Below are 16,786 nucleotides of genomic sequence, written 5' to 3'. Positions count from 1 at the left end.
CTTATTTTAGTTTCACGAATACAAATCTTAATAATAAAAAGTTTATTGGTACAATCATAACTAGTGTCATGATGCCGGCAAGTTGTTTGCCTATTTCAAAGTACATCAATAAATTAAGAAGTCCTATCTCAAGAAGATAATTTATTACGTGACTTGCAAGGAAACCTGCCGCATTCTTTTTTGAAGCTTGTTCCTTGAAAGTAAAATGGGTTGTCATGAAATAGTTGAATACTAAACCAACACCATATCCAATAGTATATGATATAGTTGCGTTGAAAGCAAGTAATGCAAGTAAATAAGCACAATAGTGCAAACCTGTGGATAATGATCCTGTTACACCAAAGCGCAATACTCTACCCACATCCTTATGGCATTGAGGATGATTATTCCAGAAAGACAGCAGTTTATTCCTCATCCCCTAGTATCTCTGCAATATTATAAAGCGGACGATGTTTTACCTCAATATATATCTTTCCAATATATACTCCGATCACGCCAATAGAAATAAGCATTACTCCTCCTACAAACCAAACTGAAAGCATCAGTGAAGCCCAACCGTGTACGGCCGTTCCGGCAATGAGAGCATGAATTACATAAATAGCTATGCCTACACATACAAGCAGGAAGAGTATTCCCATGTATATGATATTATATATTGGTTTTATTGAGAACGATGTTATCCCATCGAGCGCAAGCCCTAACATCTTACGAAGAGTATATTTAGATTTACCAGCCTGACGTTCACTTATTGTGTCATCAACAGTTGAGGACGGAAGTCCTATCAATGGGATAAGTCCACGCAAATATAGATTTCTTTCATCGTATTCTGCAAGCATTTCTAGTGCACGTTTACTCATCAGTCGGAAATCAGCATGATTGAAAACACTTTTGACACCCATGCGATCCTGTAACTTATAGAAAGCCTCTGCCGACATTCTCTTCAACAATGGATCGGCTGTACGTGATACTTTCACACCATATACAATGTCGTAACCTTCTTCAAAGTCATCAATCATCTGCTCAATTGCATTGATATCGTCTTGGAGGTCTGCGTCAATTGTGATTACGGCATCAGCCCAGTCCTTAGCAACCATCATTCCAGCCATGATAGCGTTTTGATGTCCGCTATTGTGGGCTAATGAGATACCCTTTACATAATGGTTCTCATTATGCATCTTTCTGATGATATCCCAGGTCTGGTCTTTGCTACCGTCATTGACGAAGACCATCATGCTGTCTTTTGATATTTTCCCCTTTGCGACAAGACCATCGAAAAACTCTGTGAGTTTTTTTACGGAATCTTCTAAAACTGGTTCTTCGTTATAGCATGGAGAAACTGTCGCTAATTTTATCATACTTTTTTCCTTTCTACAAATTCACTGAACGTAATAAACTCCTCATTCTTGTTTTTAAGGTGTTTTATTAATTTGTCCAATCGCTGCGCCATCTGCAGTCCACTGTGATTCTTAATGATAAATGGCATTTTGAATTCTGGATGTTGCTTCAGTTCGTAAAACTCCCAAGGGTGGAAATATGTGACGAAATATCCGTCGTGCTTTAATACTCTGTCAGTCATCCAATAATATATGCTTTCTGGTAAATTGTGTAGTGCAAGCCAGAATAGTGGAAAGCGTATAATCGGAGTTACAGATGCTGGTATCTCCATTACACCTTTGCGCATGAAATATGTGCGTGGAGTGTTCAGATGTATGTATCTTCCTGGGATAAATGCTGGATTGAGTGATGAATTATATTCAAATCCTGCATTTTCTATGTCGTCATCAGAGACAGGGAACATTCGCGGTTGGCGATATCCTCTAGTCTTGACACCCGAAACGCGCTCAACAATTTCCTTTGAACGGAAAACGTCGTTAGCATTCGGACGCCAATGGTCTACACCATGACAAGCCACTTCGTGGCCTTCATCAATGATGCGTTTAATAACTTCGGGAGCATTTTCAGCGAAATTTCCAGTACAGAAAAATGTGGCTTTTACGTTATTTGTTTTAAGTGTATCAAGGATTCTGTTTGTTCCAAAAATGGAAACTTTCATACCTTCTTCTAATGAATACTCAACCCCATGCTCGCGGGGCACGTCAAATTCTTCTGTGTCAAAACTTAGTAAAATCATAGCAATGATATTATATTGCGTTGCGAAATTACGAAGTTCTAGTCAGATTTGCAAATTTAGGACATCATATTTACATTATTATACCTAAAATTTATATCTAAGCTGTAAGTCTATATCTGTCTGACTGCTACCATGTATCTGTTGTGGACCACTTGAAATGGTAGAACGATCCAGATAATCTGTGCATCCTACTTTTGTAATCATCATGATGTTTTTGTTTATATCGGCGCGCAAGTTTATGGAATATCGTATACCTTCACCTGAGAATGCCGGGAAACTGAAATTATACATTACTCCACGTTCGTAAGCATATACTCTGCTCTGATAATCAGCTGTGTGAAAGTATCCGATGTTTGCGGCGGCATTGATCCAATGATATTTGTATAATACGCTTTCTGAAATCATGTACCCCATACTTTCTGTCCTTTGTCGTGAATAGACTATATCTGCTTGTGAACGGCATTGAATATTTTTTATAATATATCCTAATTGTAAACGCCCACGATGCTCGTTAACATTGTCTAGGGCGGTCTTATTCATATTGTCTCGTTGCTTTATCTTTAATCTGTAACGTGCAAGAAGTGAAAAGTGTTTTTTATTGTAAAGCAATTGAATCATGTTGTCTAAAGAATACGTTTCTGGAAAACTCTGCATATATTTTGGCCATGCGAAATATGCATAATCAGTATACATCATTATTGTCGTATGTTTACTTGCGTTCCAGCTTATGCCACAATATATTCCACTCTCGTCCTGTATACTTCCTGCATCACAAAAACTGTTTGCATACATTCCGTAATATCGATATGAGTAGAATCTCTGTAATGCCATAATTTGCAGATTGCTAAGTAACTTATAACTCAAGCTGTTGATTGTGGCAATAGCATGGCTGTCGCCTGTCGCCGTTTCTCCATTGAAAGAAAATTTACCGCAAATATAGCCATAGTCTATTCCGGCATTCCAAAATTTTGTGCCAGTTGCTGACCATCGCTTGTATATTCGTGCTGTGTCTGGACGTAATTCTCTGTTTAGTGATGAATATATTGCAGACATGCCGATGTGGAAACCATTGCTAAAATACCTCATGTTTCCACCTCCTGCAAAGATCGATGTATTGTGCTTTCTGGTTATTTCTGACACAGTGCGGTGGTATCCATTACCTGTAATAGTGGCAATAGTGTTAAGTGAATCCTTGTTTAGTGTAGCGTCTATATCCCTATATGATACAAATCCTGTAATATCAAGTCCTTTTGCTATATTGATTGTTGCAGCTGCTCCTTGCATGTAATTAGCTTCTGAACGTGAAGAATGTTCACGGATACTGTTAGATGAACGCCCAAGAGTTTGAAGTGTTGCCAACTTTCCAAAGCTGTAATCATTATTTATAACCAGTCCCATTCCGAATCTTAACCTGTATCTTCCTAAAGCCAGAGATTTTAACTTGCCTATATTTCGAAGCATTACATAATATGAACAATAATCATATCCAAGTTTGTTTTTCCCCTTGAAAAAAGGTTCTCCAGCATCCTGGGCACAAGTAAAACCAAATTTCAGCATATTTCCGAAACTGAATGTATAACGAAACCAATGTTTTATATTGTTTCCTTGGTAATCACCGTTCGTATATCCGTCACGTTTATATGTTGGTATATTAGCAGTGGCTACTATTTCATTTTTTCCATATTTCAAAATTTCACCAATAGTTGGTAAACCTTTTTCTGGCGGATTACCGATGTATAAGAAATATGATAATAGGCGTGCGTATACATCATCAAGATCTGTAATCATATGGAGTTCACCTAAACTTTGCATCGTATGGTATTTATACATGTATTCCATAATAGATTCCACTTGCTGACTGCTTAGGAAAGGAATGCGCTCAAGATCTTCACGCGTTGCGGCATTGATATTTATAGGGTGCGAAGTTAGTTCGCTTAGAACGTCATAGTCTGCTTCTGTGTTAATATCTTCTTGTCCGTCCATAGAATGAATTTCATCATAGCATTCTTCCCAACTCTGTTCGTTTTGTGCATCTAAAGCTGTAGAATAGGTAATAGATGTGATAAGAAAAATATATCTTAATACTTTTTTCACGGTTGTATCTTATGTTTTAGCTGTTGTTAAGCATTGCAAAATTAGCCTAAATAGGTCAATTAAACAAATTAAATGGAATTTATTTCTTCGTATGCAAAAATATAATTACTTTTGCGCTGTTATGAAAAGTAGATTACTCATAGTATTTATGTTTGTCATATCTGCACTGAGTGCTAATGCCCAAATAGGCAATGACAGACCTGGACATGTTAACCCTGAAGATATGAAGGTAGACATGGATAATCCAACTTTTGTGCCAATGGTGAAGGTCGGTAAAGTGCTTATGGGAGGCGATTCAATACAATATGTGGAGTTAAATAATATATATGTTTTTCCACAGCCTGTTTTTAATGACCCTAAACAACGTGCTGCATACAATATTCTTGTTATGAATGTCAAGAAAGTGTTGCCTATAGCAAAGGAGGTGAACCAAATTATTGTTGAAACATACGAGTATTTACAGACTCTTCCAAATAAAAAAGCTCGTGACAAGCATCTTAAATATGTTGAGGAAAGTATAAAGAAAGAATATTCTCCAAGAATGAAAAAGCTTACTTATGCACAAGGTAAGTTATTGATAAAACTTGTTTATCGTGAATGTGGAAGTTCTGCTTACGGTGCACTTCAGGCTATTCTTGGTCCTGTGCGTGCAGGATTCTATCAGGCTTTTGCGTGGACATTCGGTGCTAGTCTTGCAAAAAAATACGACCCTAACGGAGTAGACAGGCTAACCGAAAGAGTCGTATTAATGGTTGAGGCTGGACAACTTTAACGTTCAGACCAAAGTACTTGGACTAGAGTTTGTCCAACAGCCTTCAATGTGTTTTTGTCAATATTATCCATATTATCAGCCAAAGTGTGCCATGTAGGTCCAAAACTGCTTTGTTGGCAATTTGGATAATATGGAATAATATCTATTGTAGGAATCTTTGCATCTTGATTTACAGGAATGTGGTCATCAGTAATCATACCTCCATCACTATTTGGGAAGGATGAGCCGAAACCAACTTGGCGTGCGGCCTTCCAAACCTTATTAACAATCTCAGGAGCATATTGCTTTGACATGCCTTCTTGATAGAACTGTGCACCTACGCCGCCGACCATATCTAACAGAATGCCATAACGTGCTTCATAACCTTGTGGTAAGTTCTTGCTCCAGTATTGTGCACCAAGAGCCCAGCTACTGCCGTCATCTTTAACATCAGCCCATTGAGGAGTTCCCCAGTCTTCAGCATCAAAGCATACGAAATCGATTCCGAATTGTGAATTAAGTGCTCCTTTCTTGCCTTTCTGACTATCTAATAAGCGTGCTAATTCTATCATTACAGCAACACCGCTTGCAGCATCGTTCGCTGCCATAATTGGTTTCTTCCAGTTAGCCTTGTCTGGATCATTATCAGCCCAAGGTCGACTATCCCAATGAGCGCAGATTAGAATACGTGTAGTAGCTTCTGGATTTATCTTCGCAATGATATTCTGACTTTTAAGCGTTGTGCCATCATAGCCTTTAAGATTAGCTTTTTGACTTTCAACCTTACAGCCATATTGTTTAAATTTAGCTATAATCCATTTTGCGCAACGATCATGTCCTTCACTATTCATGTTTCTGGTTCCGAAATCACACTGTGCTTTAGTATATGCATATGCGCTATCAGCATTGAATGATGGACCAACAGGTTGTACTTTCTCTATTTCCTCAGTCGTATTAATGTCTGAAATTTGATTGTTAGCGCTCTTATAATAGTAAGCACTGCCTCCTAAAGCGGCTGCAACAGCCAATCCTATCGCGATTTTCATATATTTTCTCATAATATAATAATGTTAATATGCGGGCATTTGTTATTTATGTTGCTGAACTATATCCATTACTCTAAGCCAGTTGCTCCCCCATATACTTCGTATGTCTTCTTCTTTGTATTTGCGGCGTAGTAGCATTGTCGTGAAATTGATTAGTTCGGAAGCATCTGCCAAACCTGCTATTCCACCGTCACCATCGAAATCTGTACCAATACCTACGTGTTCAATTCCCATTATATCAATAGCGTGTTCAAGATGCGCTATTGCATCAAGAATACTAGCCTCACCTTCTTTACGCAAGAAACCATGATACATAGTGACTTGTGCTACTCCTCCTTTTGCTGCCAAGGCACGCATCTGGTCGTCGGTAAGATTTCTTGGCACATCACATAATGCTTTGCTGTTGCTATGGCTACAAACAATAGGCATTGAACTGATCTCGAGTGCATCATAGAAGCTTTTTTCACCACCATGGCTTAGGTCTACCATGACACCTAGTCGGTTCATTTCTTTTATTACCTTTTCTCCGAATTCACTTACGCCACCATGAGTGTTTTTGCCACGTGCGCTATCACAAATGTCATTGTCTCCATTGTGGCACAATGTTATATAAGTAACACCTCGTTTTGCAAAATGTTCAATATTCTCTATGTTGTTTTCAATAGCCAAACCATTTTCTATACCAATCATTATACTCTTGCGACCTTCAGCCTTGTTACGATAAAGATCATCAGAAGTACGAGCTAATGAAACGTAATTGCTCTTTGCTGCTATTATATCGTCAATCTGATTGAATATGCTATCTGCGTATTGTTTTGGAGACATCCCTGCTGGAATTTCTCCTGGTTTTGGCTTTTGTGGTAAATATGCAACCATTGTTACGGCATCTTGATGTCCCTCATACATTTTATGAAGATCATAAAGTATGCGTGGGTCGCGATGGTCGAATTTTACACCCTGAGGGAAAAACATTGGAGTGTCGCAATGAGAGTCAAGAGTAAGAATCTTGTTATGCAGTTGTTTTGCTCTATTAAATTCATCACCGCGTTTTACAAGCCAATCAAACAACTTTAATCCTTCATCGCCAAGCCACTCTGGATGCCATTGAACACCTATTATGGATTTGTATTCACAACTTTCAATAGCCTCAATAACTCCATCTGGAGAAGTTGCGACAACATGGAATTTGTTACCAGGAGCAGCAACAGCTTGATGGTGAAATGTGTTAACAAACGCACTGTTTCCATATATATCAGAAAGCACACTGTTGTCTTGTATATTTACGACATGTGTAGGTTCAGACCTATCTGCATCCTGTGAATGTTTTATATGTTTTTTAAGTGATTTATCTTCATTCACCAAAGGATTTTCTATGTCTTGTTCAACTCTTCCATCAAGAGCCATGGCAAGCGTTTGTATGCCACGACATATTCCAAGCATCGGTATTTGGCGATTGTAAGCTAATCGTGTTATGATGAGTTCCGCTAAATCGCGTTCCTTATTTATATTATGTAGTTCCTTTATCGGCTGTTCTCCAGCCCACAACGGATTGTAATCAGCACCACCAGTGAGCACAAGAGCATCAATATGTTCTAGGGTGTTTATTATAACATTTTTGTCTGCTATCGGTGGAATAATAAGAGGAGTTCCGCCAGCTTTTACTATTTGTTTATAATATGCACTACGTATAGTGGCATCTAAGTCACTATAATTAGCAGTGAGTCCAATAATCGGTTGATGATTGGACTCTGGAAATTCTGAATATATCTCATCGAGATATGATTTCAGATCAAATTGTCTTGTCATTATTCTGCGTCGATATTAACTGGTATCTCACGCTTAATGCTTTGTTCAAGTGAAATTAGGGTTTCTGTTGATACAACTCCTGGAATACTTTGCAATTTGTTGTTAAGCAAATCCATTAATTGTTCGTTGTCCTGTGCGTAAAGCTTTAAAAGCATAGTGTAAGGACCAGTGGTGAAGTGGCACTCAATGATTTCAGGAATGTTGATTAGTCGCTGGACTACATTCTTATACATACTACCTCTTTCAAGATTTAGTCCTACATAAGTGCATGTCGAGTAACCTAAACTCTTTGGATTTACGTCAAATCCACTACCTGTAATTATACCATTTTCCATCAAATGCTGCACACGCTGATGAATCGCTGCACGAGAGACTCCGCACTCAGCAGCTACGTCTTTAAAGGGAATACGGGCATTCTTAGATAGAATACTCAGTATCTTTTTATCAAGATTATCAATCTTATCCATTTCTTTTATTATTTTTTGTTATTATTGTTTTATCAAAAGGTTTATCATTGTGTTAGCAAATATAGAAATAAATATTAAATCAAGCAATAAAATGCGCGAAAATCTTTCGATAATCGCGCATTTTCAATTATTTGATGACAAATTATTTATCAATGCTAATCAACTCAACGGTAAATACAAGAGTAGAATAAGGTTTGATTTGACCTGCTTGACGAGAACCGTAAGCAAGGTCTTGAGGGATACATATCTCCCATTTGCTGCCTACAGGCATCATCGTTAATGCTTCTGTCCATCCCTTTATAACTTCATTACAATGGAATGATGTAGTTTGTGGATTGCGCTTGTAGCTACTGTCGAAAACAGTTCCATCAATCATTCTACCTTCATATTTCACTGTAACTTTGTCTGTTGCTTTTGGAGTGGCACCTTTACCTGCAATAAGGACTTTATACTGTAAACCTGAAGCTGTAGTCTTCATGCCTTCCTTATTGGCATTTGTCTTTAGCCAATCTTCGTTCTCTTTTTTGTATACGGCATTCTTACTGTCACGAATGGCTGTACGTTTGTCGCTGAACATCTTACTTGCAGCCTTTTGTGTAAACAGTGTGGTGTCATTTTTTAACGCAGCAATAAAACCTTCATTGAAGGTTACGCTGTTGATAGAATCATTTGACCCCACAAAGTCTGTCTTCATGTTAGGCATTATACGGTCGTTAACCATGCCTGCAATCTGCATACCTGCTGCATAAGCCTTAAAAGCTGGATCTTTTACGCGAAGCTGTGCTTCCTTAAAGCCCTTCACAAATTCAGCCATGTTAGCAGTGTCAACGCCAAGCTGCTGCTTAAGATAAGGAATAAGTCCGTCTGTTGCAGCCATACCGGCAGCAAAACTAATAGAATCAGAAGGGCTGACTAGTTTAATCGGAGCATCCTGCTCAACAGTTACAGGCTTAGTTTTCTTGTCTTTTTTGTCTTTAGCCTGAACTAAACTAAAAGTAGCGCTCGTCATGATGACGAGCGCAATAATGTATTTCTTTTTCATTTACGATATAAATGATGGTTTATTTTCCTGCACTTAGAAGCTCTATCTTGAAGATTAGAGTTGAAAAAGGTTTGATTTGACCCTGCTCGCGATCTCCATAGGCAAGATTCTGTGGAATATAAACTTCCCAAACAGAACCAGCTGGCATGTGAACAAGTGCTTCTGTCCAACCTTTGATAACTTGATTTGCACGAAGAGTAATAGGCTGACCGCGCTTGTAAGAACTGTCAAAGACCTTTCCGTCAATAGTGCGACCTTCATAATTTACCTTTACGGTAGATGTATCTTTTGGAAGAGGACCGTTGCCAACTTTGATAACTTTATACTGAACACCAGAAGGAAGAGTCTTTACTCCAGCTTTGGTCTTGTTTGCTGCAAGCCATTTCTCACCAGCTTCCTTATTAGGACCATACTGCTTTTCCATGTTCTTGCTCTTAATAAGCATCATCTTACTCTGGGCAATCATCTGTGCCTGAGCGATGGTCATCTTTATATCGCCAGTTTTACCTGTTGTTCCTGCAACGAAACCAGCCATAAAGTTTTTAAGAGAGATACTCTTTGTAGAGTCTTGACCGTAAACTTCTGTGTTGATACCTTTTATCATTTGGTTTGCAATCTGTTGACCAATCTGAATTCCTGCATAGTAAGCAGACTTCTTTTTGTCATCACCAGCATTAGCACCGTCGTTAAGACCTTTTATAAATTCATCCATGTAAGTTGTGTCAACCTTCATGCGACCTACTAAAAACTCTTTCAAACCTTGAGTCTGCGACATACCCATTGCATAACTCATAGAATCAACATCACTCTTAAGGTCAGCCTTAGGAGTGGAGTTTCCACATGACATAAATGTAGCGGCTGCAATAGCAACAAGCGCTACCAAAATGATTTTCTTCATTATTTGTATTTAAGGATTAATTATTTTACTGCTACTAATTCTACATCGAATACCAATGCTGCGTATGGAGGGATAGATGCTCCAGCACCACGCTCACCATAACCGAGCTTGTAAGGGATAAAGAAACGATATTTAGCGCCTTCTTTCATTAGTTGTAGACCTTCAGTCCAACCTGCTATTACACCGTTGAGTGGGAATGTTGCTGTTTGACCACGGTCATAGCTACTATCAAACTTTGTTCCATTGATAAGTGTTCCTTCATAGTGGCATTCTACCTGATCAGTAGCTTTAGGAGTCTTTCCGTTACCTTCGCGCAAAATTTGGTATTGCAAGCCAGAAGCTGTTGTTATAACACCCTCTTTTTTGCCATTTTCGGCGAGGAAGTTCTCTCCCTCATTCTTTGCAACTTTACCAAGCTCTTCAGCTTCGGCATGTTGCTTAGCTTCTTGCTCTGCAAAGAAGTTCTGTACAAGTTCTTGTGCCTCTTTGTCAGAAACTTTTAAATCGTTATTAGAAATGACATCTTTAATTGCTTGCGCAAAATCATCTATATTCAATTTAGCTGCGCCCATCTGCGCTAGCTGACGGCCAATACCTATGCCGAGAGCGTAACTTACTTTATCCATAAAATAGTAAAATCGTTATTATTAATATTGTAAATCTGTTTTAAAACTTTTGCAAAGATAGCAGAATTAAACTAAATATGAAAGAAACGACTATTTAATTTTATTAAAAAAACATGATGAAGATTATTTTTAGTCATTCTTAAATTTTGAGTGATATGATATTCATTAAATGCCATGTATTCTCACACAAAATTTATTATCCGTAAGATATTGCATGCGTTATGTTTTGTAATGAAGATGCCTCGTTATATTAAAATTCGTGAAATTTTACCCTATTACAAAAGTTTGGACTAAATTTGCAGTTTAAACTGATAATACGCAACAATGAATATAACTAGCATTGTGGGAAAATTATTCCTACCAAGGCAGAAACAACTTGAATCATATTTAAGTCACGGTGAAGAACTGCAGCATGAAGTGCTGAAAAAACTTATAGAGCGAGGTAAAAATACCGAATATGGAAGAAAACATTTGCTTAGTAATGTGAATTCATATGAAGACTTTGTTTCTAACGTCTCAGTGAATACTTATGAGGAGTTAAAAGGCGATATAGACCGTATGAGACATGGTGATGAAAATGTTTTGTGGCGTGGACAGGTAAAATGGTATGCTAAGTCTTCTGGTACTACGAATGACAAAAGTAAGTTTATTCCAGTTTCACAAGATGGATTGAATCATATTCATTACCAAGGTGGTAAAGATGTTGTTGCCTTGTATTTGATGATGAATCCTGGTAGCAAAATGTTTGATGGTAAGGGCTTGATTTTGGGAGGCAGCCATTCTCCTAATTACAATGTAGCTAATTCTCTTGTTGGTGACCTCAGTGCAATACTTATTGAGAATATAAATCCTCTTGCAAATTTGGTTCGCGTGCCTAAAAAGCAAACTGCATTGTTGAGTGATTTTGATATAAAACGTGACAGAATTGCTCGTGAGTGTGTTAAACAGAATGTGACTAATATCTCCGGAGTTCCAAGTTGGATGCTTAGTGTGTTGGTAAGGGTTATGGAAATCTCTGGAAAGAAACACCTTCAAGATGTTTGGCCAAATCTAGAAGTCTTTTTTCATGGCGGTATTGCTTTCACGCCTTACCGTTCACAATATGAACAACTGATAACGAATTCAAATATGCACTATATGGAAACATATAATGCCAGCGAAGGGTTCTTTGGTATCCAAAATGATACGATAGACAAGAGCATGCTGCTTATGTTGGATTATGACGTGTTTTATGAGTTTATTCCGATGGATGAGTTTGGTAATGATAACCCGACAATAGTTCCTCTGGAGGGAATTGAAGTAGGAAAAAACTACGCAATGTTAATAACAACAAGTTGTGGCTTGTGGCGATATATGATTGGTGATACCGTGAGTTTTACAAGCAAAAATCCGTATAAGTTTGTGATAACAGGGCGTACAAAATATTTCATTAATGCCTTTGGGGAAGAACTTATCATGGATAATGCTGAGAATGGTTTAGATTATGCATGTAAACTTACTGGTGCTGAAGTTAGTGAATATACTGCTGCCCCTGTATATATGGATAGTAAAGCCAAATGTAGACATCAATGGCTGATAGAATTTGCAAAAGAGCCAGCAGATATTAATCAGTTTGCTACTATCCTAGATAAAAAATTGCAGGAGCTAAATAGTGATTATGAAGCAAAACGTTTTCATGATGTTACGCTTCAACATTTAGAAGTAGTGAAGGCACGTGCCGGGCTATTCAATGATTGGCTTAAAGCTAAGGGTAAACTAGGTGGACAGCACAAGATACCCCGTTTGAGCAATAGCCGAAAAAACTTAGATGAATTGCTGGAACTCTTAAGCCAAGCATGATTATAATAAATATGAAAATAAAGAAGAAATATACTCTATTATATATACTCGCAATTACGCTCTTTGCAAGTTGCGCTCGTATGGGTAATCCTGATGGAGGCTGGTTTGATGAAACTCCACCAAAGGTTATTGGAGCGTCTCCTGCAGATAGAGGGGTCGGAGTTAAAAGTAGAAACGTAAAAATCAACTTCGACGAATATGTTAAGGTTGATAATGCCACAGAGAATGTTATTGTGTCACCGCCACAATTGGAGGCGCCAGAAATAAAGGCTGCGGGCAAAAGTATAGATGTGAAACTTCTTGATCCTTTGAAAGCAAATACTACTTATACGATTGACTTTAGTGATGCTATTTCAGACAATAACGAAGGAAACCCTTTGGGCAACTATACTTATAGTTTCTCTACAGGTGCAGAGATAGATACAATGGAGGTTTCTGGTTATGTTTTAGCTGCTGATAATCTTGAACCAGTAAAAGGTATCCTTGTTGGATTATACAGTAATCAGGCTGATTCTGCGTTTCAAAAGACACCTATGCTTAGGGTAAGCCGCACTGATAGTAGGGGACACTTCATAATAAAAGGAGTGAAAAAAGGCTCATATCGTATATATGCTTTGCAGGATGTTGATGGTAATTATATGTTCAATCAAAAAAGTGAAAAAATAGCTTTTTCACATGATTTGATAACTACATCATCTAAAGCTGATATAAGACAAGATACACTTTGGACGGATTCTCTACATATTGCAGATATTAAACGACATGACTATACGCACTTTTTGCCAGATGATGTTACATTATCTGCATTCACCGAATTGCAGACAGACAGATATCTGCTTAGTGTGACAAGAAAAGAAGCTAATCATTTTGTGGCTAATTTTAGTTATGGAAACAAAGAATTACCAAGAATCAAAGGTCTGAACTTTAATGAGAAAAATGCTTTTGTGGTTATTCCTAATGTAAAAAGGGATACTATATCATATTGGTTGCGTGATTCAGCTCTTGTCAATCAAGACACGCTACGCATGGAGATTAATTATCAGAAAACAGATTCTCTAGGACATCTCGTGGTACAAAATGATACAATGGAAGTTCTTTCAAAACAACCGTATGAGAAGAGGATGAAAACTGCTCAAAAAGAGTTGGAAAAATGGCAGAAAGCACAGGAAAAAGCTAAGAAAAAGGGTGACCATTATGAAATGGTTAAACCTAGAGATAATATGAAACTTATCGTTAACGTTCCTACTGAGCTTGACCCTGACAAAAATATACCGATAAGTGTTGACGCACCACTTGAACAAGTAGATACATCAAAGATACATTTATATACAAAGATCGATACTCTTTGGTATAAAGCAAAATATGCATTTAGGCCATTGGCACATCGGGATGCTAATGGAAAGTTTGTTCGCAGCGACACGTTGAAGTATGGAATGGATTATGAACTAGTCGGTGAATGGCGTCCTGGGCAGGAGTATAGTCTTGAAATGGATAGTATGGCTTTTGTTGACATATACGGAAAGGTGTCAGGAAAGGGAAAGTATGGTTTTAAAGTAAAGAGCAATGACGAATATGGCACTCTCACCATATCTTTAATTGGTATGGATAATAAACATTGCATTCTGCAACTTTTGGATAAAAGTGATAACGTTGTGAAGGAATTGGAGGCAGAAAAAGGACAGGCTGAATTTTTCTATCTTGCGGCAGACGATTATTATCTAAGAATGTTTGTGGATCGTAATAATAATGGCATCTGGGATACTGGTGATTTTGAAAAAAACATTCAGCCAGAGGAGGTGTATTACTATCCTGGTAAGATTGAGTGTAAGGCTAAGTGGGATGTTCGAGAATCTTGGAACCCTATAGATAAACCGCTATATTTGCAGAAACCAAGAGAAATTACAAAACAGAAAGTCGATAAACAGAAAACTGTAAAAAGACGCAATGCTGACAGAGCAAAGAAGTTTGGCATAGAATATATACCGACAGGTGGTTGATTTGTAAAGTGTAAAAACTAATAATTAACAATATGAGACAACTAAGGAAATGGATAATGACTGTGGCACTGACATGCTTCGCACTAGCATCGAATGCGCAGTGCTCATTCCGTAACACAGCTTTCAAGTCTGGCGAATTTCTCTCTTATAACTTGTATTATAATTGGAAATTCGTTTGGGTTAAAGCAGGAACGGCAGCCATGTATACTGTAGAAAGCCGCTTTGCTGGTAAGCCAGCTTATAGGGCTAGTCTTACAACTCGTGGTAACAGCAAGGTTGACAACATGTTCGTGCTACGTGATACATTATTATGCTATAATACGTTAGAGCTGGCTCCGCTCTATTATCGTAAGGGAGCACATGAAGGTAGTCGATATACTGTTGACGAGGTTTTTTATACATATCCTAACGGAAATTGTAGCGTTAAAATGCATCGACAGCATGCTGATGGAACACACTCTTGGGAAAGACATACGTATGAAGATTGTGTTTATGATATGATGAGCATATTTTTGCGTGCAAGATCTTTTAATCCAAAGAGTTGGAAAGAGGGATTTGTTGTGAAGTTCCCTATTGCTGATGGCAACGGACGTACTCCAGCGCAACTTAGATATAAAGGTAAGACGGTGATAAAGGCTGATAATGGAGCGAAGTATCGCTGTTTGCAACTTTCATATTTGGAATTAGATGATGGAAAATATAAGAATATTGTTGATTTCTATGTGAGTGATGATGAGAATCATGTCCCAATAAGATTGGATATGTTTCTTAAATTCGGTTCGGCAAAGGCTTTTCTTGTAGGAATGAAAGGGTTAGCTAATCCAATGGAATCTCAATTAAAATAATAAAATAAAAAACCAGATATACATATTTGTATATCTGGTTTTTTAATATCTAAATTTTTAAAACTTCCTTTTAAAGTAAATCCCTTAAGGGTTTATAAACCCATAGAGATTTTGTCGTTTACATTCACTGCGAGTGAAATAGATGCTGCGACTACTGCTAAAACAATCATTAATGTTACCATAATTTTTTTCTTTTAATTATTTCGGTACCCGTTTGGTATCCGTTCGTTTTTTATTATCCTTTTATTTTCACTGCAAAGATACTGCTGTTTGCGCACACACCAAAGAAAATGCATCATTTCTATTAAAAAATCACTATATTCTTAATCTAAATCAATTAAGTGAAGTTATAATTGTTGTTCATAATAATATTTGTTTATTCTATGTGTAGGATAAACCATCATATTTCGATCTAAAGTTCAAGAACAATCCCCATAAAGGGGGCTCCGTTATTTTTTGGGGTAACATCCTCCATAAAGGGGGACTTTACCAGAAAAAGTTTTTTTAATGTCACTAATGTTATAATGTCACAAACCCTTTATTTATCGGGCTTCAGCCAGTGACATTAAGTGACATTATCGGGGTAAAAGTGGCATTAAACTCCAAATCATACCTGTTTTTTGCGTTTTTTTCGCAATTATGCTATTTTCATAATACATGTTTGTGCTTATTAAGTTTTATAGAACATAAGGGCGGGGCTTCCTAAACAGCATGAATAATTTAAAAATCGACTCTATACATATATGTAAATATGAGAGAATGATTTTGAAGGATGCAAATAAATATAGAAATAGATTGCACAAACTATTACCTAAATTGTCTCAGCTTTTGGGTAATTCGATTACATCAGCGTGTGTGTAATAAGATTACCTTAGCACATGTGTAATCCGATTACCCAACGTGTGTAATCGGGTTACCTAACGTGAATAACTCAATTACCCACGTTAAGCAATTGAATTACCTAACGTGAAAAAGTATATTACTAGGCGTAGGTAAACGAATGATTATCAATAAGACGACAAGAATAGAATTGATGATAAATATCGCTATTATTACAGTTGGGTTCTGGGATGAGAATTAAACATATTGCGAAGTATAGTACACGCAATGGCAAGTACAGACCATCATAAACGAAAAAGTGTCTATACATGTGCTGTATATTTTGCAAATAATCGCCAAAAACAGGTATGATTTAGAGTTTAATGTCACTTTTACCCCGATAATGTCACTTAATGTCACTGGCT

General features: G+C 37.4%; 14 protein-coding genes. 4 read left to right on the top strand and 10 right to left on the bottom strand.

Features of this window, described 5'->3' with window-relative positions:
* Position 1: 1 nt before the first annotated feature.
* The 4 genes from prwr041_RS05050 to prwr041_RS05035 all read right to left on the bottom strand — a co-directional run bounded on the left by prwr041_RS05050 (position 2) and on the right by prwr041_RS05035 (position 4,225).
* Positions 2 to 415, bottom strand: coding sequence for a GtrA family protein (locus tag prwr041_RS05050; RefSeq protein WP_207155249.1), 414 nt, complete (start codon positions 413 to 415; stop codon positions 2 to 4).
* The gene (locus tag prwr041_RS05045) at positions 405 to 1,355 is read right to left on the bottom strand and encodes a glycosyltransferase family 2 protein (protein ID WP_207155248.1); all 951 of its coding nucleotides are present in this window, start codon (positions 1,353 to 1,355) and stop codon (positions 405 to 407) included. The genes prwr041_RS05050 and prwr041_RS05045 overlap by 11 nt, the downstream gene beginning before the upstream one ends.
* Positions 1,352 to 2,131 carry a polysaccharide deacetylase family protein gene (locus prwr041_RS05040; RefSeq protein WP_207155247.1) on the bottom strand — a complete coding sequence of 260 codons (780 nt, stop codon included), beginning with the start codon at positions 2,129 to 2,131 and terminating at the stop codon, positions 1,352 to 1,354. Before prwr041_RS05040 ends, prwr041_RS05045 begins: the two co-directional genes overlap by 4 nt.
* Positions 2,132 to 2,215: 84 nt before the next feature.
* The gene (locus prwr041_RS05035) at positions 2,216 to 4,225 is read right to left on the bottom strand and encodes a helix-hairpin-helix domain-containing protein (protein ID WP_207155246.1); all 2,010 of its coding nucleotides are present in this window, start codon (positions 4,223 to 4,225) and stop codon (positions 2,216 to 2,218) included.
* A 148-nt stretch (positions 4,226 to 4,373) separates the two neighbouring features.
* On the opposite strand from prwr041_RS05035, the gene prwr041_RS05030 reads away from it, so the two are divergent.
* Entirely contained in the window at positions 4,374 to 4,997 is a 624-nt protein-coding gene (locus prwr041_RS05030) for a DUF4294 domain-containing protein (RefSeq protein ID WP_394370814.1), read from the top strand.
* On the opposite strand, the gene prwr041_RS05025 is transcribed toward prwr041_RS05030, so the two are convergent.
* From prwr041_RS05025 to prwr041_RS05000, 6 genes are all read right to left on the bottom strand, one after another.
* Complete coding sequence (locus prwr041_RS05025) at positions 4,994 to 6,034, bottom strand: M28 family peptidase (protein WP_207155244.1); 1,041 nt, start codon at positions 6,032 to 6,034, stop codon at positions 4,994 to 4,996. The genes prwr041_RS05030 and prwr041_RS05025 overlap by 4 nt on opposite strands.
* 30 nt (positions 6,035 to 6,064) lie before the next feature.
* Positions 6,065 to 7,828 carry a membrane dipeptidase gene (locus tag prwr041_RS05020; RefSeq protein WP_207155243.1) on the bottom strand — a complete coding sequence of 588 codons (1,764 nt, stop codon included), beginning with the start codon at positions 7,826 to 7,828 and terminating at the stop codon, positions 6,065 to 6,067.
* Positions 7,828 to 8,295, bottom strand: a complete 468-nt coding sequence (locus prwr041_RS05015) for an Lrp/AsnC family transcriptional regulator (RefSeq protein ID WP_018464175.1) — start codon at positions 8,293 to 8,295, stop codon at positions 7,828 to 7,830. The genes prwr041_RS05020 and prwr041_RS05015 overlap by 1 nt, the downstream gene beginning before the upstream one ends.
* Positions 8,296 to 8,437: 142 nt before the next feature.
* A complete protein-coding gene (locus prwr041_RS05010) occupies positions 8,438 to 9,337 on the bottom strand; it encodes an FKBP-type peptidyl-prolyl cis-trans isomerase (protein ID WP_207155242.1) in 900 nt (299 codons plus the stop codon).
* 19 nt (positions 9,338 to 9,356) lie between these two features.
* Positions 9,357 to 10,235, bottom strand: coding sequence for an FKBP-type peptidyl-prolyl cis-trans isomerase (locus prwr041_RS05005; protein WP_207155241.1), 879 nt, complete (start codon positions 10,233 to 10,235; stop codon positions 9,357 to 9,359).
* A gap of 20 nt (positions 10,236 to 10,255) precedes the next feature.
* A complete protein-coding gene (locus prwr041_RS05000) occupies positions 10,256 to 10,861 on the bottom strand; it encodes an FKBP-type peptidyl-prolyl cis-trans isomerase (protein WP_207155240.1) in 606 nt (201 codons plus the stop codon).
* 324 nt (positions 10,862 to 11,185) lie between these two features.
* Here prwr041_RS05000 and prwr041_RS04995 point away from each other — a divergent pair, with 324 nt between their 5' ends.
* Genes prwr041_RS04995 through prwr041_RS04985 form a run of 3 tightly spaced genes read left to right on the top strand, consistent with a single transcriptional unit; the run spans position 11,186 to position 15,542 of the window.
* A complete protein-coding gene (locus prwr041_RS04995; protein ID WP_207155239.1) occupies positions 11,186 to 12,700 on the top strand; it encodes a GH3 auxin-responsive promoter family protein in 1,515 nt (504 codons plus the stop codon).
* Between the two features lie 11 nt (positions 12,701 to 12,711).
* The gene (locus prwr041_RS04990; protein ID WP_237072308.1) at positions 12,712 to 14,697 is read left to right on the top strand and encodes an Ig-like domain-containing protein; all 1,986 of its coding nucleotides are present in this window, start codon (positions 12,712 to 12,714) and stop codon (positions 14,695 to 14,697) included.
* A gap of 32 nt (positions 14,698 to 14,729) precedes the next feature.
* The gene (locus prwr041_RS04985) at positions 14,730 to 15,542 is read left to right on the top strand and encodes a DUF3108 domain-containing protein (protein WP_207155237.1); all 813 of its coding nucleotides are present in this window, start codon (positions 14,730 to 14,732) and stop codon (positions 15,540 to 15,542) included.
* The last annotated feature ends 1,244 nt before the right edge of the window (positions 15,543 to 16,786 follow it).

The sequence above is a fragment of the Prevotella herbatica genome (genome assembly GCF_017347605.1).
GTDB classification, from domain to species: Bacteria; Bacteroidota; Bacteroidia; order Bacteroidales; family Bacteroidaceae; genus Prevotella; species Prevotella herbatica.
The sequence above is the reverse complement of the archived record's forward strand: the minus strand, read 5'-3'. Positions and strand labels throughout refer to the sequence as shown.